The sequence below is a fragment of the Stagnihabitans sp. genome, assembly GCF_964946895.1.
Genome location: NZ_CBBQHX010000014.1, coordinates 25410 through 45823, shown reverse-complemented (window position 1 = coordinate 45823; position 20414 = coordinate 25410). Strand labels below are relative to the sequence as shown.

Below are 20414 nucleotides of genomic sequence, written 5' to 3'. Positions count from 1 at the left end.
AAAAGTTCTCCATAAAGTTATCCACAGAAACCGTGGACACCTTTTTCCTTGCCCTAGGGGCGATATCATTGCAGCCAAGATCAGAATCGAACCGGAAAGCGCGACCGTGACCGAAGACGTCCCAACAGGCCAAGAGGTCATCCAAGCCTACCTGAAAACCCTCGACGGTTCGCCGGGGGTGTACCGGATGCTGAACCCCAAGGGTGAGGTTCTGTATGTCGGCAAGGCGCGCAACCTGAAGGCGCGGGTGTCGAATTATGCGCGGGGCAACGGCCATTCGGCGCGGATCGCGCGGATGATCTTCGAGACTGCCTCGATGATGTTCCTGACGACGCGGACGGAAACCGAAGCGCTGCTGCTGGAACAGAACCTGATCAAGCAGCTGAAGCCGCGCTACAACGTGCTGTTGCGCGACGACAAGTCTTTCCCCAACATCCTGATCGCCAAGGACCACCCCTTCCCGCAGATCAAGAAACACCGTGGCAAGAAAACCGAGAAGGGCAGCTATTTCGGCCCCTTCGCCAGTGCGGGCGCGGTGACGCGGACGCTGAACCAGTTGCAGAAGGTCTTCCTGCTGCGCAACTGCACGGACAGCATGTTCGAAGGTCGCACCCGGCCCTGCCTGCAATATCAGATCAAGCGCTGTGCCGCGCCCTGCGTCGGCAAGGTGGACGAGGCGGCTTATGGCGCGCTGGTCAAGGATGCCGAACTGTTCCTGCAGGGCAAGACGACCACGGTGCAGTCCGACCTTGCCGCGCAGATGAATGCCGCCAGCGAAGCGATGGAGTTTGAACGCGCCGCCGCCTTGCGCGACCGCATCAAGGCGCTGACCCAGATCCAGTCGTCGCAAGGGATCAACCCGCGCGGGGTGGCGGAGGCCGATGTCATCGCCCTGCACCTGGAACACGGGCAGGCCTGTGTGCAGGTCTTCTTCATCCGCGCCCATCAAAGCTGGGGCAACCGGGATTTCTATCCCAAGACCGGCGCCGGGGCGGAAGAGCCGGAAATCATGGAAGCCTTCCTGGCCCAGTTCTACGATGACAAGGAGCCGCCGCCGCTGGTTCTGCTGTCACATCCGGTGGAAAACCCCGATCTGGTCGGCCAGCTTTTGTCAGACCGCGCTGGTCGCAAGGTCGAGGTGGCGGTGCCCCTGCGCGGCGAGAAGGCCGAGCTGATGGAGAACGCGGCCCGCAACGCCCGCGAAAGCCTGGCACGGCGCATGTCGGAAAGTTCGACCCAGAACAAGCTGCTGCTGGGTCTGGCCGACGCCTTTGATCTGGACGGCCCGCCCGCGCGGATCGAGGTTTATGACAACGCCCATATTCAGGGCTCTGACGCCGTGGGCGGCATGATCGTGGCGGGGGCGGAGGGGTTCCTGAAATCGCAGTATCGCAAGTTCAACATCAAATCCGCGGCCGGGGCCAATTCCGACGACTTCGGCATGATGCGCGAGGTGATGACCCGCCGGTTTGAACGCCTGCTGAAGGAAGACCCCGATCGCAAGTCCGACGCCTGGCCCGACCTTCTGCTGATTGACGGTGGCGCCGGGCAGGTGTCAGCCGTGGCGGGGATCTTGTCCGAACTGGGGGTGGATGACATCGCCATGGTGGGGGTGGCCAAAGGCATCGACCGCGACGCGGGCAAGGAGGAATTCTACCGCGCGGGCCAACCCGTCATGGCCTTGCCCCGCAACGATCCGGTCCTGTACTTCATCCAGCGTCTGCGCGACGAGGCGCACCGCTGGGCCAACGGCGCGCACCGGGCCAAGCGGGCCAAGGCGATCTCGATCACACCGCTGGATGACATTCCCGGCGTGGGCTCCACCCGCAAGCGCGCCTTGCTGGCGCATTTCGGCTCGGCCAAGGCGGTCAGTCGGGCCGGGGTGTCGGACCTGATGGCGGTGGGCGGCATCTCGCAATCCATGGCAGAGACGATCAACAACTTCTTCAATCCCTGACCCCTGTCGGCCAGATCGGTTGCGCTTGTCGCCAGTCAAAAGTGCTGAAACGGCAAGGGGGTTTGGGCCATCCGTTGCTGTCTTCTGTGCTGGACGATGGCTTCGCCCCGGTCACCGGACGAACTGTCGGAGCCAGCGCAGACGGGCGCCGATTGGCAAGGGTTGCAGACATCGCTTCGCCATGGCTGTGCTTTCGGCGGATGATCGGGCCCGAAGGGCCAGTGCGGGGGCATAGATCAGGCGCACTTTGGGTCATGCGTGCGACACGTGTTGAGCAATCGAGCCAATCCCTTGACCTTTTCCTCACTTTCCGCTGGCAACCGTCTTCAGATGCGCCTCCCCCTTTCCCGTTCTTTCCCCTTCGGTTAGGTAAGGGTCATGAAGTGGACGATCCCGAACACCCTGACGACCCTGCGCCTGCTCGCCGCCCCCGGCGTTCCGGTGATGTTCTTGTATTTTCACCGCCCGATCGCGGATTGGTTCGCGCTGACCCTGTTCGTGTCCGCCGCCATCACCGACTATTTCGATGGCTACCTGGCGCGGTTGTGGAAGCAGGAAAGCAAGTTCGGCACCATGCTGGACCCGATCGCAGACAAGGCCATGGTGGTGATCGCCCTTTTGATCCTGACCGGCTATTCCGGGATGAACCCGTGGCTGATCCTGCCCGCCACCGTGATCCTGTTCCGCGAGGTGTTTGTCGGGGGCCTGCGCGAATACCTTGGGGCCAAGGCGGGCTTGCTGAAGGTCACCAAGCTGGCAAAATGGAAAACCTCGGCCCAGATGCTCGCCATCGCGGTGCTGTTCCTTGGCACCGGGCTTGAGCATCTGGAAGGCATCGCCCGTCAGGGCAAGACGGTCGAGGAATATGCCACCCTTGTGGCCCAAGGCCTTGCCGATCCGATCCGGTCTTGCGGGATGCGCGGCTGTTCATCCTATGCCACCTGGGCGGGGCTGACGTTGATCTGGATCGCCGCCGCGCTGACCGCCGTGACAGGTTGGGATTACTTCGTGAAATCCTTGCCGCAGTTGAAGGATTGATCATGGTCGAGGTTTTGTATTTCGCTTGGGTCCGTGAACGCATCGGCCTGCCGCGGGAAACGCTGCAGACTGCCGCCGCCACCGTGTCTGATCTGATCGCTGAACTTTCCGCCCGGGAAGAGCGGTATGCCCTTGCCTTTTCCGACCTGAAAAGCCTGCGGGTGGCGCTGGATCAGACTCTGTCCTCCTTCGATGCGTCCTTGGCGGGCGTGCGCGAAGTGGCGTTCTTCCCCCCGATGACCGGGGGCTGACATGCGGCTTTCGGTTCAGCAAGAAAGCTTCGACGCCGGCGCAGAGTTGAACGCATTCACGGCTGGCGTCAGCGGCACCGGGGCCGTGGTGTCCTTCACCGGCATCGTGCGCGACCTGTCGGGCACGCTGAAGGCGATGGAGATCGAGCATTACCCCGGCATGACTCAATCCGCGATTTCCGCCATCATGGATGAGGCAGTGCAGCGCTGGTCCCTGTCAGATGCGCTGGTGATCCACCGCCATGGCGTGCTGGAACCGGGCGCCCAGATCATGATGGTCGCCACCGCCTCGGCCCACCGGGTTGCGGCGTTCGAGGCGGCAGAGTTCCTGATGGACTACCTCAAATCCCGCGCGCCGTTCTGGAAGAAAGAGATCGGTCTGGACGGCGCCGCATGGGTGGCCGCGAAGGACGAGGACGAACAGGCGCTTACCCGCTGGTAACCCGCCCGGCATCCCAGCGGCTGGCCCATGTTGGCTGCAGATCGCCGGGCAGCGCCTGCGCCAGATAAACCGCCCGCGCAATCGCCCGCGACAGGCAACAGGCCGCCGCATGGCCCAACTGGAACTGATCGCGCACCGGGTCGGCCAAAGGCTTGGCGCCCGTTGCCGCGGCAAAGACCAGATCGCCGTCCAGCAGGGTATGCGAGGGCACGATGGCCCGCGCCATGCCATCATGGGCTGCGACGGCCATCCGGTGCGCCTCGGCCTTGGTCAGGCGGGCATCGGTGGCGACAATGGCGATGGTGGTGGCCTCTCCCATCCGCTTGCGGGGTTCCGGGTCCGTGGCGGGGGCCGCATGAGGGGCAAGGCCAAGGCCGCCAAACTCTGCCCCCATCTCGAACGGAGCGGCCCAGAACTGCGGCCCCTGCCCCACCGTGACCGTGCCCAGGGCGTTCACCGCCACCAGCGCGGCCACGGTCAGCCCGGTGTCCAGCACAACCGAAGCCGAGCCGAGGCCGCCCTTCCAAAGCCCCGTCATGGCGCCAAACCCGGCCCCCGCCGTCCCCAGCGCCACCTCGGTCGAGGCTGCCTCCAACGCAATGCGGCCCAGATCGGAGTAGGGATTGCGCGCCCAAGTCTTGTCGCCGCCGTTCAGCAGGTCGAACAGAATGGCACCGGGCACGATCGGCACCCGTTGATCGCCCACGGCAAAACCCCGCCCCATCGCCCGCAAGCCATCCGCCACACCGCTGCAGGCATCCAGTCCAAAGGCCGAACCGCCTGACAGCACCAGCGCATCCACCTCTTGCACCAGACGGTCTGGCGCGAGCAGATCGGTCTCGCGCGTTCCGGGGGCGCCCCCCATCACGCAAACCGCCGCCGTGAAGGGGCGGTCCCCGACCAGAACCGTCACCCCAGAGCGCAGGCGCGCATCCACCGCTTGCCCAACCCGCAAGCCCATCACATCGGTGATCAGATTATGTGCACCCGGCCGCATGACGGCACCCCCAAGGACCTTACCACCCCTGCATGGGGACTTGGCTTACCGTAGCAAAATCGGGGTCGGCTGTCGAACCGGGCGGCGGTCCTGCGATGAAAGGAGGGGATGCGCGCTTGGCCCGGCTTTCGAACGGCAGCGGTATTCGATCGACCACAGGCTGGGGGACCGAAGGCTGGGCAGGATCGCCCGGTCACTGGCGGCACGGCGCGGAGCAGAAGCCCGGCGCCACCGCCGACCGGGGCCAGGTAAATCGCCCTGATCTTTTCGCAGGCAGCCGGCAGGTTATCCAAGGTCTTTGGCGGCTCTTGCGGATCGTGCCCGGCTTTTTCGAAGACGTCCTTGTTGTCATACCAGACCATCGGGATCGGATGCCAACCCACCCGGCAGATGTTCTTTTCAAAGCCGCTCAACAGCGTCGGGTTGGACTGGGCAATCACCGTGTCGCTGACCAGCCCGTTTACCGGAGCGTCATAGCCCAGCCAGACGCTGTCCATCACATAGATGCCATTCCAGAACTACTGCATGTCCGGCGCGGCCTTGGCCACCGCAGCCGTCTGGAACTGCGAGATGACGACGGCGGTATCTTCCAGCGTCGTGGTGATCTTCGCTGCATCGAAACGGGCCACCGCCTGATCCACAAAGGCCTTCAGGCCAGACAGTTCCTGCTCGCCCCACCCCTATAATTTCAGATCCGGCGTGTCGACAAACGCCCGGAGCGGCACACCCATGGCAAAGATCATCTCGGCGGCACCCGCCGCGACAGAGGTGCTCAGTACGGATCGCCGCGTCAGACCAGCGGTCGACGTGATAAGATTGGGCATGGCAGTCTTACTCCCCTCTCCACTGCGCCGCCGTATTCCGCGATAATACGTTAAAAGTATCTCTTCTTAGCCGACCGCGCTTTCGACCCGTCAACAGAGATTGATCCGGCCCGTCCGGCAACGGGCTCGCCCGGGTCGCATTGCCCGCCTTGGTCGTTCGCGTCCTGGCCTGCGGCTTTGCAGACTGGGGCGAATGCGCGGCTTCGCCGCTGGTTTCGATCGCGGCCTGGGTCACACCGATGTCACATTCCGCCTGCAAACCGGTGAAGGATTGGGTCCTTGGGCAAGAGCTGAACGAGGTTTCCGACAGTGCGCGGCTTGCCCATCTGGTTGCCCGCAACAGACTGGACCTGCTGCAGGCGCAACACACAGGGTCGGGGGTAGAGATCGCCCTTTGGGATCTGCTGGGCCGCACGCGGGAGGTTCCGGTTTGGCACCTGCCGGGCCATGACCGCGCCTTTGCCAAGACGCCCTATGCCTTGGTCCTGTTCGGCGACACACCTCAGGAAACCCTGACACGGCCCAAGGGCGTCCGCGCCTGCGGCTTTGTTGCGGCCAAGTTCGGCTGGGGGTCGTTCGGTGCGCTAACCTTGGCAGATGACCTTGACCAGTTGCACGCCGCCCGCGAGGGCCCTGGCCCGGATGGCCAGCTGCTGGTCGATGCCGGGCAGCTCTGGGGCGATGACCTTGACGCCGCCTTGCGCGGGCAAGCCGGACGCGTCGGAATCGCTGCCGGTGAGGCGGCGCATTCCGAACACATGGCCCGCCACAAGATCGACGATGGCCATGTGCAGTTCATCCAGATCGATTGCGGCCGCATTGGCGGTATCGGCCCGGCCAAGGCGATTGCCGAGCATGCAGCGCGCAGTGGCGTGACTTATGTCAACCACACCTTCACCTTGCATCTGGCGCTCAACACTTCGTTGCAGCCCTATGCCGGACACGCGGCACACCACATCTGCGAATTTCCCGCCATGCCCAAGCCGCTTGCGCTGGACATCACCACCCGTCACTTCGCCCTGAACGCCAATGGCCAGATCACCCTGCCAGACGCCCCCGGCCTTGGCATGACCGGCAATCCGCAGGCGCTGAGGGACTATCACGTGCCCGTCGAAATCCTTGTCCGGGGCAAGCGGCTATATTGGGGGCAGGCGTTCATGACGAAAGAAGGGCAACCCATGGCCAAAATGCCTGCACCCCAAACCGCCAAGCGCGCCACCTCGGGCGACCACCTGCGCGGCCTGCCGGGTGAGGTGATCAACCGGCAGGGCCAGCGCATCGTCGCCGGCCCCTCTGAAAGCGACGCTGTTCTGCCGGGTGACGCGGCGCTGATGCCGGAATTTGCCGTTTCGCGCACCTCGCTTCGCGAGGCGATCACGTTCCTGTCGGCCAAGGGTCTGGTGGAAAGCCGTCAGCGCGTCGGCACCGTGGTGCGGCCCCGGAGGCTGTGGAACGTGTTTGACAGCCTCCGGGGCCGCACCATCTGGAGGGTAAAGGTGACAAGATCTTCAAGGACCTTGTCGAACTGCGCCAGCTGATCGAACTCGGCGCCGCACGCGCTTGCGGACCTGGAGCGGATCGCGCGGGCTGCAAAGGCCATGGTCGCCGCCTTAGGCGATCCGGCCCGGTATTGCGAGGCGGATGTCGAGTTTCACTTTGCCGTCGCCGCCGCCTCGGACAATGTTGTTCACCGGTTTTGCAAATCTGGTCAGTGACTTCCGCGCCTCAGCTTCGAATTGCAGCAAAACGCCCTGAACGTTTCCGATAACCGGATCGAGGACGATGCGGCCCATCACATGTGGGTCTATCAGGCGATCTGCGACGGGGAGGCGGCCCATGAGGCCATGCTGCGTGTCGTGATGGACGGAAAACGCGCGATGGGGCGGGCGATGGCGGCGTCGCGGTAAGGCGGGCGCTGGACGTCTGGAGGCACGATGGCCTGTGCCTGCGCATCCTGGCCGATCGGAGGTTTGACATCGCCCATGCAACATGGCGCGGCAGGGTGTCGAACTGGATCAGCGCGGGCGGAGAGGGTTCTGCGGGCCACAATGCACGACGCCAGTTGCGACGGCGGTCTTCTGCGGCGGGATCGGGACTATCGGCTGCGCACGCGATCGGGCGTTCTGGATCTGCACGACCATGTCACAAACCAGTCCCAGATCAGCCTGCCGGCCTCGTTTGTGTACCATATGAATCTGGGCTGGCCTGTCGTGCAGGACGGTACCACGGTTTGGGTCGCTGGCAGGCTGTCATAGGTGGCAGCGTTCAGCCTCCCGTCTGACCTGCCTCGCGGCTGGGACAGGCCAGGCCTCGCGCGGGCAGAGGGAAGCGCGTGGCGAAGGCCGGTGATGGCTTTGCAATCAAAGGACTTGAACAAGGCCTGTCCGGGAGCCCGTTCGCCGTAACGCCGGGTTCAAAATATCTTGGCGCGAAGACCGCAGGGGCGGCGACGGCGCCACTTGGAAAGAACCTCAGGCAGCGATGGTGGGTCAACGTGACGGGGGCAGTCTTCAAGGTGCCGCGATCCTTCGTCGGGCCTTGCCAGAACCAACCTGACGCGGGCATCGGGGGCATCGGCGGCCGTGCCACCCCGCCCGTCTTTCAGGCCAGAAAACCGCCACGACTGACGCGCTGCGCCACGCTGACTTCGACCGGAACAACCGACCCGTCGGCCTGCTGCGCCGTCACACTGGCGGCAAGGGGTTGGGTTTCGACGTAGTGCGGCGCTTTTCAGAGGTTGCCATAATCGCGGACCAATGCCGCCATATCGGGATGCGACCCGGCCAGCCCGGTCGCCACGCCGCGACGATCCGGCTCGGCTCGGTTCTGGCTGACCTTCCACTTGCCTTCGATCGCGGTGATGTCGATCTCGATGCCAACGATGGCGCGCATCTGCATCTCGATATAGTCGCGCGGGGCATCGTCCACGGCCCAGGGCTTGGGCATCGCGGCCTCCATCCCGTCGGTCAGGGCGGCAATCTGGGCATCGAGCCAGCCAGGGTCGTTCCGCAACCGCGCAACACCTCGCGCTTGCACCATGGCGTAATTCCAGGTCGGGACGACCTTGCCGTGTTCTTTCTTGGTTTCATAATAGGATGGGGTAACATAGCTGAGCGGGCCTTGAAAAACGATCAGGACCTCTTGCCCTTCAAGGCTTTGCCACTGCGGATTGGCGCGGGCGATATGGGCCTGCAACCGCCCCAGCGGGGCGACCGAGGGCTGCAGCAGAAAAGGCAGGCCATTGGCCAGAAGCCCCTCTGGCCCGGTGGAGATCAGCAGACCGAACGGATGCGCCGCAATCAGCGCATGCTGCACGTCAAGACGGTCTTCGCGGTGAAGGGGGGGCTGGTACATGGCTCAGGCTCCGGCAGGGGGTTCGTGGACGGTCATGGCGAAACGCACGGGGGTCACGCCGAGGCTGGCATAGCTGTGCCTACGGTCAGTCAGGGCTATCGCGCAAGCGCCCTTGGGGATCAGGCTGATCGCGCCTTCCACCTCCAACGCCAGCGTGCCCTCGGTCACGTGCAACAGCTCGCGTGTGCCGCGGCCATGGGCGGCGGCCTCGTACCGCTCGCCGGGCATCAGGCACCAGTGCCAGATTTCCAGCATGTCAGGCCCCGGCGTTCCGGCCAGAAGCAGGGCCTGGCCCCCCTTTGGCCCCGCCCACAATTGCCGCGCCGCAGCCACCACGGTCACCGGTCTTGCGCTGGCCTCCGGTGGGGCGACAAGATCGGCGACCGAGACCTGCAAGGCGGCCGCCAGCCGGCACAGGGTCGAGATCGACGGATTGGCCCGGCTTTGCGTGATCTGCACCAACGTCCCCTTGGCCACACCGGCTTTCCGCGCCAAGGCGTCGAAGCTAAGGCCAAGTGCCTTGCGTAAGGTGCCAATCCGCAGCGCCACGGCGGCGGCGAGGGCGGCCTCTTCGGTTGACAGGTCGGACGGATGGGTGACGTTGGTCATTAAACTAGACTATGAACCGCCGAATCTGTCGTCAATTGCCAACAAGGGTCACTTTGATGGCACAACCGCCGCATTCTGTGCGCGAAGATGAACCCAACCCTCGGGACCGCCCAAGAGGTCTGCCCGCCCTGCCCCCCAATCCGGAGGGAACTGGGCAGCCCCAAAACGCCAAGGCTTGCGCATCTGCGGCATGCAGTTGCATGTTAACCTTGCCCAGCGTCCCAGGAGACAACCGTGACCGTTCATCGATTTTCACCGCAGACCTATTGCAACACGATTGGGCCCCATGCTCCGATCCTGCGGATCGCGGACGGAGACAGCGTTGTGACCGCAACGATCGACGCCCATGGCATCGACGCCGACGAAGCGCAGGCGGCGGGAGAGCCAAACCCGATGACCGGGCCATTCTTCGTCGAAGGGGCGGAGCCCGGCGATCTCTTGGCTGTGACCCTCGACAGCATCGACATGACCCGGCGGCAGGGCTGGACGCGGCAGGGTCTGGCGCGAAATGTGGTCGATCCGGATAAGGTGGCCAGCCTGCCTGTCCGGGAAAAGATCCTTTGGGACATTGACCGGAATGGCCAAAACGTCAGCCTGCGCAACGCGCCGCCGGCGCTGCAAGGCTGGTCGGTGCCGCTGCAACCCATGATCGGATGTCTTGGCGTTGCACCAGACACCGGGCAGTTCATCTCGACTGCGACCTCTGGCCCCTACGGCGGCAACATGGATTATCGTGCGATCCGGGCCGGGGCGACGATCTGCTTTCCCGTCTCGGAACCGGGGGCGCTGTTCTTTCTTGGTGATGTGCATGCCGCGCAGGGCGATGGTGAAATTGCGGGGACCGGCATCGAGACCTCGGCTGAGGTGGGGTTCACCGTGCGGGTCTTGAAGGGCAAGACGGCAGCTTGGCCACGGGGCGAAGATGCGGATTACATCTTCACAATCGGCAATGCGCGGCCGCTGGAACAGGCGTTGCAACATGCCACAACCGAGATGTTGAATTGGCTGCAGCAGGATTTCGGGCTGGATCACATCGCGGCGGGGCATCTGATGGCGATGTTTGTGCGCTATGATGTGGCCAATGTCTTCAATCCAGCCTTTTCCGTGGCCTGCCGCCTGCCAAAACGTGCCTTGCCGGGTGCCGCGCGCCAGACCTAAGGCGTGCGGGCTCTTGAACCCATGGCCTGCCACTGGACGGGAGCGCCGGCACACCGGCAGGCCCGTTTTCCGCTGGCGTGAGGGCAACAATTGACCAAGGCTACGGCAAAACCGACCCGCACCAAGGCATCGCGCTCTCGGGGGCTGTCAGATTTGTCTCCCATGAAGACAGCACCGCCATGGATGAACACAACCAGGGGTGACGAGGCTTCGCCATCGGGCAGGTGAATGTCAAGAATGCTGCGCGCCGAGGTATCGGCGTGACGAATATCGCGGCAACTGCGGCGCAAGAGCAGCTCGTCTATCGGTCCGGCAAGTCTTGGCCGCCGTGATCGCATGAAGACACCATGACGACAGGACCGGCAGGCGGCCCATTTGGACCTTCGGTTTCGGTGACGAGCGGACACGGTTGCACAGGCAGATCAGGACGATGCCCGATCCAGCAGGTTTCGGGGCGGGCCAAAAATTATGCCATGCGCCCGTGGTCTTGATCTGAACCACGCCCAGCGCGCAGCCGAAGAGCCCCTGGCAGCCTCAGGGGCCACAGCCCGTCGGTTTGCGGCGGGGGATTTCGTCTGGGCATTTCCGACCTGCGCCAAGAATGAGCCGACGTCGGCGGTCAAAGGGCGGACCCAGCCTTTGCACGCACAGGTCCACGCCGGTAACAAGTCAACGGCTGCTTCGACCCACCGATGCCTGATGGGGCCTGCAGGTGAGGGTGCCCGCCCTATTCCCGCCATCGCCACGCGGCGGCTTACGCGCAGTTTGACGCCGATCTGAATGGTGCTGATGGCCAAACCTGCAAAACGCCTGGCATGCACCCGGGGGGCAGCGGTCGAGCGTCAGGCTGCGCCGCTACTCCACCCTTGAGGGCATTTAGGCATATCTATTCGCGTTAAAGGGGATATAGATCGCCTTGGATCACGAATCAGTGCGTCCCCGGCAGAACGGAATGTTCTGCAAAAGGAATCTTAAAATGCTCGGTCGACACATCGTTCCCTTGGGAATCGTTGCCCTTTTCGCCTGCCAGACCATCGCGTTCGCAGACACCGCCACCAACACTTTGGCGGTCAATCTGAACGTCGTGCAGACCTGCACTGTCGGCACCGGGACGCTGACGTTTCCGACAGACACCTTTGGAACCTCGATCCAAAGCGGAACCTCCACGATCACGGTGACCTGCAATGCGGGTTCCACTGCGCCGACGATCACAGTGGGTGTCGGCAGCAATGCCCTGGCCGGTGTTGTGCCGCGCCGCATGAAGCTGGCGGGCGGGACCGAATACATCCCCTACACGCTGACCTCTGGCGCCACCGCGATTGTTACGGACACTGGCATGCCCTTGACCGACAATGACGATTCGACCTACTCCGCCCCGATCTTTGCCACTACCACCGTGCCAGAGACGGCCACGATCGGCAGCTATTCGGACTCGGTCGTCATGACCGTGACCTACACCAATTGACCCGGTTGGTCCCCGGCCTTGCCTTGGCTGTCGCGTTGTTTGGCGCAAGCCCGGGGATCGCCGACGAATTCAGCGTCAGCCCGACCAAACTGCGGGTGGCCGCGAATGTGCAGACGGCGACCCTGACCGTCATGTCAGGGGGACCCGGCGCCTCCGATGGCCAGGTGCGGGTGATGCGCTGGTACAATGAGAACGGGCGCAATGACCTTGTCCCGACCCGGGATGTGACCGCAAGTCCGCCCTCCATGCATATGAAGGCCAATCAGGAAATCACCATTCGGCTGGTGCGCAAGTCCAAGGCCGCCGTGCAAGGACAGGAATGCTACCGCGTGCTGATTGACAGGCTGCCAAATCTGGCAGACCGCCGTCAGCAAGTGGCCTTTACCGTGCGCCAATCGGTGCCCTTGTGTTTCGGCACAGCACCCTGAGGTAGATCTCTGTGCTGCGGCACAGTGCAAGCGCCGCAGCCGGAAAAACAGGAAGGATGTGCGAGATCTTGCGCAGCAGACACCGCAGGTGGGGCGCGCTTTGCCTGATTGTCGGTCTTGTTCTGGCCGGTGGCCAGCTGCTTGCCCAAAGCCTTGATGCCACGCCTGACCTTGGTGGCCAGACGGATGGCTCTGAAACGCTGAACCTTCTGGTCATTCTGAACGGGCGGGACACCGGCATCGTGGCGGAGTTTCGTCTGACCTTGGCCACCGGGGCGCTGTCTGCGACCCGCAGCGATCTGTCTGACGCCGGGATCATGCCGCCGGCGGGCATGGGCGGGCTTGTCGATCTGACCCAAATTGCTGGCCTCCAATCGGTTTATGACGAGGCGACTCAGACGGTCAGCCTTTCGGTGCCAGTTGCCATGCTGGTGCCGCGACAGATTTCCGTCCAACCCCAATCGCCGCCTGCGGTGGCGCAGCCCGGCTGGGGTCTGGTCCTGAATTATCAGGCAAGCGCCAATCTGGGGGACGATGTCCAGCGCGATGGCTTTCAGCCGACCTCGCTTTACGCAGGGTTGGATCTGCGGGCTTACACGCCGCTTGGCCTGTTTGAAACCACGGGCGCGGCCAGCACCTCGGACACCAGCAAAGATGCGAGCTGGCGGCGCTATGACACATCCTTCATTCATGTGGCGCAAGATCAGCTGGTGACCCTGACGCTGGGCGATTTCATCTCGACCGGGTCGGACTGGACGCGGCCAGTGCGGATGGGCGGCTTGCAGATCCGCCGGGATTTCTCATTGAACCCGAATTTCGTGACCGATCCTCTGGTCTCCTATTCCGGGGTGGCGGTGCTGCCCTCGGGTGTTGATGTGTTCATCAACAACGTCAGGGCCTGGTCGGGACAGGTCGATGCCGGCCCCTTCACCCTCAACGACGTTCCGATGATCACGGCACAGGGCGAGGCGGTTGTCGTGCTGCGCGATCGCTTGGGGCAGGATCACGTCAGCCGCGTGCCGTTCTTCGCCACGCAGAACCTGCTGCGCAAGGGCGTCCTGGATTTCGCGCTTCAGGCCGGTTACCCGCGCGAGGACTACGGACAGGTCAATTTCGCCTATGGCACGGCCGCCATTGGGTCTGGCAGCCTGCGCTATGGCGTGACGGATGGCCTGACGCTGAACGCGCATGCCGAGGGCACCGCAGGTCTGATCATGATGGGCGGGGGGTTCGACACAACGCTGTTTCATCGGGCCGAGTTCGGCCTCTCCGCCGCGGGCAGTCATACGGGCGAGGGTCAGGGCCAGTTGCTGGACATGCAGTTTCGAACCCGTCTTGCAGGGGTCGACCTGCGGGCCAGCCTGCGCCGCAGCTTTGGCGATTTTCAGGATCTGGCCTCTCGTCTGACGTCGGACCCGCAGGCCTTGCCAGCGGATCGGCCCGGATACGCGCCCGCACAGCGCGAAGAGGCGTTGTCCTTGTCGATCCCGTTGCAATCGGTCAACGGCTTTGCGGGTCTGTCCTACATCCGTTCGGTCCGCGACGGCGCTTCGGCGGCGATCCTGTCTGCCTCTTACGCGCAAACCCTTGGAGAGGGGGCCGCCAGCCTGCGCGTCAATGCCTTCAAGGACATGTCGGCGGCAAATCGCTTCGGACTTTCGATCGGTCTGTCAATTCCCCTTGGCAAGGCCGCAAGCGCCGGCATTCAGCTGACCCGCACGCCAAACGGCTTGCAGACACAAGCCAGCCTGTCGCGACCCGCTGGCCATGCGCCCGGCGACACCGGCTATCGGCTGGCCTTTTATGGGCAAGGCTCGCAACTCAGTCTGGTTCTGGGTCTGACCTATCAGGGCCGCTACAGCCGGTCCGACCTGACGCTGCGCCGGTCAGGAGCCGCGGTTTCGGCCTATGCCACGACAAGCGGATCCGTGGTTCTGACCGATGGTGCCGTGTTCTTGACCAACCGCATCCTTGATGGCTTTGCCGTCGCCGATGTGGGCCTGCCGGGTATCACGATCAGCATGAACAACCGCCCAGCCGCCGTCACAGGGTGGCAGGGCAAGGCCATCGTCACAGACCTGCGCGCTTATCAGGTGAACCGGATCTCGATCGACCCGCTGGAATTGCCGTCCAATGCTTCGGTTGCCGCCACCGCAATCGAGGCCGTACCGGCCCGCGGTTCGGGCGTCACCCTGTCGTTCGGGGGAAGCCGTGACACTTCTGCGCTGGTGGTCATCCGCGATGCAACGGGGGCCTTTCTGCCGCCAGGCACGCCGATCCTGCTAGAGACGGCCGCGACGCCCATTCCCATGGGATATGATGGAGAGGTCTGGCTGGAAGGGTTGCAACCCGCGAACCGCATCACAGCGACCACCACAAGTGGTACCTGCAGCGCATCCTTTGCTTTTGTCGCCGACCCAACCGGGCAAGTCTTGATCGACGGAGTACAGTGCCAATGACCCGTACCTTTGCACGCGCACCTGCCCTTCACGTTCTGCGCTTAGCCATCAGTCTGCTGGGCCTCAGTCCCCTGCCAGCTATGGCCACGCTGATCTGTGCTGCCGAATTGCAACCGCTTGTTCTGGGTCAGGTCTCGGTCCGTGACGGCTTTTCCAGCCCAACCTTTGGCGCGGCTGTGTTGTCGTGTTCAGGTGGGGCTGCGGGTGCGACGGTGCAGATCTGCTTGCGTCTTGGACCGGGCAGCGGCGGGGCCGCCAGTGGCTTTTCGCCCCGCTACCTGCGGGGACTGGACGGGTCCGCCCTCAGCTATCAACTGACCGCTCAGTCATCCTTTTCTGCCGGCGGACATCTGCTGGACCAGTTGGACCTGCCGCTTGTTCTGGACCCGACCGGGGCTGGACAGGTCAGCCCCGCGCTATTTGCCGAGATCACGGCGCTGGGGTCACAGGCCAAGGTGGGCAGCTACAGCTCCTCCTTCGCCGGGGCGGGGGACCTTGGCTTCAGCTATGGTGAGGGCAGCTGCACACAAACCGGCGACATCAACAGCTTCACCGTCAGCGCCACTGTCGCCGCAAGTTGCGCGGTGGACGTAACACCGATGGATTTCGGCACCGTCAACAGCGCCACATCCGGACCTCTGGACAGCACCGCCCGGATTTCCGTGACCTGTACCAATGCCGCGGCCTACACAGTCGGGCTCGATTTCGGCACCCATTCCACCGACACGTCCAAAAGCGGCCGCCAGATGGCCAATGGGCCGAACACGGTGCGCTACGGTCTGTTTCACGATGCGGCGCATTCCCAAGGCTGGGGATTGAGCGCAGATGCCGTCCAAAGCAGCGCAGGGACTGGCAGCAGGCAATCTCTTGATATCCATGGGCGCGTCTTCGCGGGCCAAGCTTTGGTGCGCGGGCTTTATTCCGACATGGTCGTCGTGGTTATCACCTACTGACCGGTTTGGTGTGTGGCGCAGTTCGGGGCCAGGACGCAGGTCATAAGCCAGATGACTCCGCCGTGTGCATGTCACCTGATCCCGCCCCGGCACCCTTAGCCCTTGATCTGCACCAGCACAGGATCGGCCCGGTAGTCCCGCGGGAACAGGGTTTTCAGATGCGCGATCTTCGGCAGGTCGTTGTAGACGATATAGGGGGAGTGCGGGTTCAGGGTCAGGAAGTTCTGGTGGTAAGCCTCGGCCGGATAAAAGCTGGCACCCCGTTCCAGCTTGGTCACGATGGCCGCATCGAACAGACGCGCCTCACCCAATTGCACGATGTAAGCCTTGGCGACCTTGGCCTGATCGTCGCTGATCGGGAACAGGGCAGAGCGGTACTGCGTGCCCTCGTCCGGGCCCTGACGGTTCAGCTGCGTCGGATCATGGGCGACCGAGAAATAGATTTGCAACAGATGGCCATAGCTGACCGTCTTGGGGTCAAAGACCACCTGCACCGTCTCGGCGTGGCCGGTGGAGCCGGTGCTGACCTCGTCATAGCTTGGGTCCGCAACCGCACCACCGGCATAGCCCGAGGTCGCGTTGATCACCCCTTTCACATGCTGGAACACGCCCTGAATGCCCCAAAAGCAGCCTCCGGCGAAAAGGGCGGTTTCCCGAGCGGTGCCGGGCATCTCGTCCACGACGGGGGCCGGAAGGGGGATGCCCTCCTGCGCCTGTCCACGGTTGACCGCGAAGAGGCTGGCACCCAAACCCGCCAGCAGCGGGACAGACAGAAGCAGACGGCGAGAGAGTTGGGGCATGAAACATCCTTTCAGCCAAAGGGGGACGGCACAGAAATCTACGCCGGGGTGCAGGAAACGGATCTCAAAGTTTTGGGAGGCAATCGGCCCGCTTGGGCAGATGACAGGGTGCCGGCGCAGGTCGGCAACGGTGCGCCAAGGCCTGCGGCATGGGTTTCCGTGTCGTGGCAGCCACCCGGGGGCCTTTTCGTCGATCGGGACCGGAAACCGCATGGGCTGACCCGAGGCCCGCGTTTGGTGCGCCTCACATCCCGGCCGATAAGGGTCACGGTCAGGGCCTGCGCGAAGCGGGCGGGCAGGCGGCCAAGGCACCGGGGGCAAGCAAGGTCGCAGGGCTGTAGGACCAAACACGCATGAACACTTCTCCTCGGATGGGACCTGACCAAATGGATTGGCCTTGACGGGGGGAAGTGTCGCCCGGGCCCTCAGGTGATCCATTCGCAACGAAGGTGACGCCTGTTACAGACGTCGCGCTGCCGCTCTGCCCAAGGGGCATTGGCAAGACTGCCGAGTGCATCGCCGTGGAGAGCGGTTGTCGGCAACTGACGGGGGTTGCCCGTGATCCCTACGGCGTCATTTGCCAGCGCGCTGGACAGCCGCAAGACCCGCAGGCGCCGGTGTCAGAGGTGGCACAACACCTGTGCCTTACCAGACCCCATGGCCGTCCTGCCCTTCAACGGTGCAGTGGCGAGTATCTTGAAAACAGGCACCACGGCCCCGGTCGCGGAGCCGTGGACGATGTGTCACAGTTGAAATGCACGCTGTTGGACATCCCGGTCCCGGACGGTCCGCGTTGCCCGCTCACCCGAACGGGTGGCATCGGCGACCTCGGCCCGAAGTCTGGCGCCCAACCGATTGGCCCAAAGCGCTTCGATGCGCTGGGTCCGGGCTTTTTGCAGAAGCGGGACATCCATGGGGGCTTGGCTGTAGTCCATGGGGCTTTCCTTTCGAGAGGGACGTGGGGCCGGGTTCCCGATGGCATTTTGCATCAACGTCACAAGACAACCGGCCGGGCTGTAGCCGGTGATCTAGTCCAACAATGCCCAAGAGTTTTGCGGGCAATTTGCAAATTCGTTGAAAATTATGAAATGTCGGGATCCACGTCGCCCCCGCGCACCGACCAACCCAACCCTGCCCAGCCGCCGCCCTGCTTTTGCCCCCGGCCTTCCCGAGAGAAGAGCGGAGGTGCTGGCATCAACGTTTCTTGTGACAACGGGCGATACTGTCGGATGACGAACGGAATTTGACGATGTAAGATGAAGGCCAGATCCGAGGAATACCCTCAACTCACGGTATGGCTTCAGGGGCGCGATCATGCAAAAATCTGCTGAGCTCCCGAACTTGGTCCTTGCCGCGATTGGCGCAGGCACGTGGGATATGGATATCGCCACCCACATCATCCGGTTCAACACGGTGTTGGCCGACCTGGTCGGGTTTTCGGACGGGATCCTGGAACGTCCCTTAAGTGATTTTCTGCCGCGCATGCATCCCGAAGAGGTGTCTGTTGTGATGCAGAAGCTGAAAGACGCGGCGGAACTGGGCCGCCCCTACACAAGTATTCATCGCGTCTACCGTCCTGATGGCACCTGCATCTGGCTTCACGACCTTGGGCGGGTGATCGAACGCGATGGTGCAGGACACGCGACACGCATGGTCGGGGCCGCGCGCGACATCACGACCGAAGTGAACTTGCGCGACAAGCTGCAGCAGACCGAGTCGTTCTTCGCCGACTTGGTCGAAGGCGTTCCCGGCGCGATCCTGCGGTTTTACCTGCAGGAGGATGGTCGGGTCGTCCTGAGCTATGTCAGTCCGCGCTGCGTCGAGATTTGGGAGGTTTCGGCAGAGCAGGCCATGGCTGACGAAACGCTCTTGGGCAGCATGATGGATCGGGACGATTCCGACAGGATGCGGGCCGCATTCAGCGCGAATGTCGGGCCGGATACCGTCTTGGATATGAAGGGCCAGATCACGACCCCAAGCGGCAAGCGAAAGAGCCTGCACATCTTCGGCAGGCCCTCTTCGCGGGTGGCAGGATCGACGACCTGGACAGTGATTGCGCTGGACATCACCGAAGAGGTCCAGACCCGCCAGAAACTGGATGAAGCCGAAGCCTTCTTCGCCGATCTGGTCGAGGGCATTCCCGGCGCAATCCTGCGCTTTTCAGTTGGGGGCGATGGCACGATCAACCACCAGTACATCAGCCCGCGCTGCCTTGATATCTGGGAGGTTTCGGCCAAAGACCTGATGGCCGACAAGGACCGGATGCGCGCCATGATGGCCCCCGAAGACGCGCTGCGCATGCGCTCTGTCTTTACGGCCAGCCGGGAGGCTGGCACGCTTTTCGATTTGAAGGTCAGGATCACCCCGCCTTCGGGCAAGAAGAAGACGCTGCATCTGTTCGGCACGCCATCGTCGCGGACCGGGGTGCATGTAACCTGGACGGTGCTCGCGCTCGACATCACCGACCAAACCAAGGTCGAGGAAGAACTGCGCATCAGCCGCGAAATCATCCTGCAATCGCAAAAGGTCGAGGCGATCGGCAGCCTGACGGGCGGCATCGCCCACGATTTCAACAACCTGCTGGCCGTCATCCTGGGCAATCTGGAACTTCTGCAAGAAGATCGGAACAGCTTTCATGCCGATGACTATCTGTCCGAAGCCATCACCGCGACCCTGCGCGGCAGCGATTTGACCCGCAGCCTGCTAAGCTTTGCCCGCAAGGCGCCCTTGGTGCCGGTGGTCGTGAACCTCAATGAAGTGCTGCGCGGGCTGGATTCCATGGTGCGCCGGACCCTGCCCGCGAACATCTCGCTGGAAATTGTCACGACGGGCGGGCTTTGGCAGGTGCGGGCCGACCGCAGTTCCACCGAAAGCGCCATTCTGAACCTGATCATCAACGCGCGGGACGCCATGCCGGAAGGTGGCAAGATTACCGTGGAAACCGCCAACATCCGACTAACCGAAGACTATATCGAAGAGCGCGGCGAAACAATCCGGCCCGGCCGCTACGTCATGGTGGCCGTCACCGACACCGGTTCTGGCATCCCGCCCGAAAACCTTGACCGGATCTTTGAACCCTTCTTCACCACCAAGCCGATTGGCAAGGGCACCGGGCTGGGCCTGTCCTCGGTCTTGGGGTTTGCCAAGCAATCGGGGGGTGCCGTCCGGGTCTATAGCGAGGTTGGGTTTGGCACGTCATTCAAGGTCTACTTCCCGACATCGACAGCCGAAGATCTGGTTCAGGATCAGGCGGTCCCGGACGCCAGCCGTCCCGAACTGCATGGCAAGATCCTGCTGGTCGAGGACGATGCCGCGGTCCGCAAGGTGATGAAAAGCCGCCTGCAGGTCGATGGCTATCAGGTCTACGAAGCAGAGAACTCGGAAGCCGCGATACGGGTCTTCGAGGCTGAGGCGCCCTTTGACGTGATCCTGACTGACATCGTCATGCCTGGCACCCTGATGGGCACGGGGTTGGTGAAAGAACTGCGCAAACGCGATCCGTCACTGAAGGCGATTTTCATGTCAGGCTACCCCAACGAAGCCGCCATCCACGGAAACGGCCTGCGGGTCGAGGATATCAAGCTGATGAAACCTGTCAGCCGGCTTGATCTGTCCAAAGCGCTGACCCGAAGCCTAAGCAAAAGTGCTCCGCAGCGTCAATCCCCTTGAGGGGGCATGC

21 protein-coding genes are annotated in these 20414 nt (G+C 63.3%); 14 read left to right on the top strand and 7 right to left on the bottom strand.

The genetic code is table 11. The features are described 5' to 3' along the window. Positions 1-106: 106 nt before the first annotated feature. From uvrC to AC1Y2B_RS11060, 4 genes are all read left to right on the top strand, one after another. Complete coding sequence (uvrC, locus tag AC1Y2B_RS11075) at positions 107-1957, top strand: excinuclease ABC subunit UvrC (protein ID WP_482253148.1); 1851 nt, start codon at positions 107-109, stop codon at positions 1955-1957. 378 nt (positions 1958-2335) lie between these two features. After that, entirely contained in the window at positions 2336-2995 is a 660-nt protein-coding gene (gene pgsA / locus AC1Y2B_RS11070) for a CDP-diacylglycerol--glycerol-3-phosphate 3-phosphatidyltransferase (RefSeq protein ID WP_482253147.1), read from the top strand. A 2-nt stretch (positions 2996-2997) separates the two neighbouring features. Then, a complete protein-coding gene (gene moaD / locus AC1Y2B_RS11065; protein ID WP_482253146.1) occupies positions 2998-3246 on the top strand; it encodes a molybdopterin converting factor subunit 1 in 249 nt (82 codons plus the stop codon). A gap of 1 nt (position 3247) precedes the next feature. Then, on the top strand, positions 3248-3688 hold the full coding sequence (locus AC1Y2B_RS11060) for a molybdenum cofactor biosynthesis protein MoaE (protein WP_482253145.1): 441 nt from the start codon (positions 3248-3250) through the stop codon (positions 3686-3688). Here the strand turns inward: AC1Y2B_RS11060 and AC1Y2B_RS11055 are convergent. Continuing rightward, a complete protein-coding gene (locus tag AC1Y2B_RS11055) occupies positions 3675-4685 on the bottom strand; it encodes a P1 family peptidase (RefSeq protein WP_482253144.1) in 1011 nt (336 codons plus the stop codon). The genes AC1Y2B_RS11060 and AC1Y2B_RS11055 overlap by 14 nt on opposite strands. 680 nt (positions 4686-5365) lie before the next feature. After that, entirely contained in the window at positions 5366-5509 is a 144-nt protein-coding gene (locus tag AC1Y2B_RS11050; protein WP_482253143.1) for a hypothetical protein, read from the bottom strand. A gap of 239 nt (positions 5510-5748) precedes the next feature. On the opposite strand from AC1Y2B_RS11050, the gene AC1Y2B_RS11045 reads away from it, so the two are divergent. The 4 genes from AC1Y2B_RS11045 to AC1Y2B_RS11030 are packed head-to-tail and all read left to right on the top strand — an operon-like array spanning position 5749 to position 7764. Then, entirely contained in the window at positions 5749-7047 is a 1299-nt protein-coding gene (locus AC1Y2B_RS11045) for an enolase C-terminal domain-like protein (RefSeq protein ID WP_482253142.1), read from the top strand. 60 nt (positions 7048-7107) lie between these two features. Next, positions 7108-7224 carry a hypothetical protein gene (locus AC1Y2B_RS11040; protein WP_482253141.1) on the top strand — a complete coding sequence of 39 codons (117 nt, stop codon included), beginning with the start codon at positions 7108-7110 and terminating at the stop codon, positions 7222-7224. Between the two features lie 21 nt (positions 7225-7245). Continuing rightward, entirely contained in the window at positions 7246-7416 is a 171-nt protein-coding gene (locus tag AC1Y2B_RS11035; protein ID WP_482253140.1) for a hypothetical protein, read from the top strand. Between the two features lie 27 nt (positions 7417-7443). Next, entirely contained in the window at positions 7444-7764 is a 321-nt protein-coding gene (locus AC1Y2B_RS11030; RefSeq protein WP_482253139.1) for a DUF4432 family protein, read from the top strand. A gap of 475 nt (positions 7765-8239) precedes the next feature. On the opposite strand, the gene AC1Y2B_RS11025 is transcribed toward AC1Y2B_RS11030, so the two are convergent. Both AC1Y2B_RS11025 and AC1Y2B_RS11020 read right to left on the bottom strand, forming a co-directional pair. Then, on the bottom strand, positions 8240-8863 hold the full coding sequence (locus AC1Y2B_RS11025; protein WP_482253138.1) for an FMN-binding negative transcriptional regulator: 624 nt from the start codon (positions 8861-8863) through the stop codon (positions 8240-8242). 3 nt (positions 8864-8866) lie between these two features. Next, a complete protein-coding gene (locus AC1Y2B_RS11020; protein ID WP_482253137.1) occupies positions 8867-9472 on the bottom strand; it encodes a helix-turn-helix domain-containing protein in 606 nt (201 codons plus the stop codon). 234 nt (positions 9473-9706) lie between these two features. On the opposite strand from AC1Y2B_RS11020, the gene AC1Y2B_RS11015 reads away from it, so the two are divergent. After that, complete coding sequence (locus AC1Y2B_RS11015; RefSeq protein ID WP_482253136.1) at positions 9707-10630, top strand: acetamidase/formamidase family protein; 924 nt, start codon at positions 9707-9709, stop codon at positions 10628-10630. Here the strand turns inward: AC1Y2B_RS11015 and AC1Y2B_RS11010 are convergent. Continuing rightward, positions 10627-10968, bottom strand: a complete 342-nt coding sequence (locus tag AC1Y2B_RS11010; protein ID WP_482253135.1) for a hypothetical protein — start codon at positions 10966-10968, stop codon at positions 10627-10629. The two genes, AC1Y2B_RS11015 and AC1Y2B_RS11010, sit on opposite strands and share 4 nt — an antisense overlap. A gap of 638 nt (positions 10969-11606) precedes the next feature. Here AC1Y2B_RS11010 and AC1Y2B_RS11005 point away from each other — a divergent pair. From AC1Y2B_RS11005 to AC1Y2B_RS10990, 4 genes are all read left to right on the top strand, one after another. After that, positions 11607-12095 (top strand): spore coat protein U domain-containing protein, encoded by a 489-nt coding sequence (locus tag AC1Y2B_RS11005; RefSeq protein WP_482253134.1) that lies wholly within the window; start codon positions 11607-11609, stop codon positions 12093-12095. Further along, positions 12092-12523 carry a fimbrial biogenesis chaperone gene (locus tag AC1Y2B_RS11000; RefSeq protein ID WP_482253133.1) on the top strand — a complete coding sequence of 144 codons (432 nt, stop codon included), beginning with the start codon at positions 12092-12094 and terminating at the stop codon, positions 12521-12523. Before AC1Y2B_RS11005 ends, AC1Y2B_RS11000 begins: the two co-directional genes overlap by 4 nt. A 68-nt stretch (positions 12524-12591) precedes the next feature. Next, complete coding sequence (locus tag AC1Y2B_RS10995; RefSeq protein WP_482253132.1) at positions 12592-14982, top strand: fimbria/pilus outer membrane usher protein; 2391 nt, start codon at positions 12592-12594, stop codon at positions 14980-14982. Beyond that, positions 14979-15935, top strand: coding sequence for a Csu type fimbrial protein (locus tag AC1Y2B_RS10990; protein ID WP_482253131.1), 957 nt, complete (start codon positions 14979-14981; stop codon positions 15933-15935). The genes AC1Y2B_RS10995 and AC1Y2B_RS10990 overlap by 4 nt, the downstream gene beginning before the upstream one ends. A gap of 95 nt (positions 15936-16030) precedes the next feature. On the opposite strand, the gene msrA is transcribed toward AC1Y2B_RS10990, so the two are convergent. Together msrA and AC1Y2B_RS10980 are read right to left on the bottom strand one after the other, a co-directional pair. Continuing rightward, on the bottom strand, positions 16031-16735 hold the full coding sequence (gene msrA, locus AC1Y2B_RS10985; RefSeq protein WP_482253130.1) for a peptide-methionine (S)-S-oxide reductase MsrA: 705 nt from the start codon (positions 16733-16735) through the stop codon (positions 16031-16033). A 743-nt stretch (positions 16736-17478) separates the two neighbouring features. After that, positions 17479-17670 (bottom strand): hypothetical protein, encoded by a 192-nt coding sequence (locus AC1Y2B_RS10980; RefSeq protein WP_482253129.1) that lies wholly within the window; start codon positions 17668-17670, stop codon positions 17479-17481. A 379-nt stretch (positions 17671-18049) separates the two neighbouring features. Between AC1Y2B_RS10980 and AC1Y2B_RS10975 the strand changes: the two genes are divergently transcribed. Next, on the top strand, positions 18050-20404 hold the full coding sequence (locus tag AC1Y2B_RS10975) for a PAS domain-containing protein (protein ID WP_482253128.1): 2355 nt from the start codon (positions 18050-18052) through the stop codon (positions 20402-20404). Positions 20405-20414 lie beyond the last annotated feature (10 nt).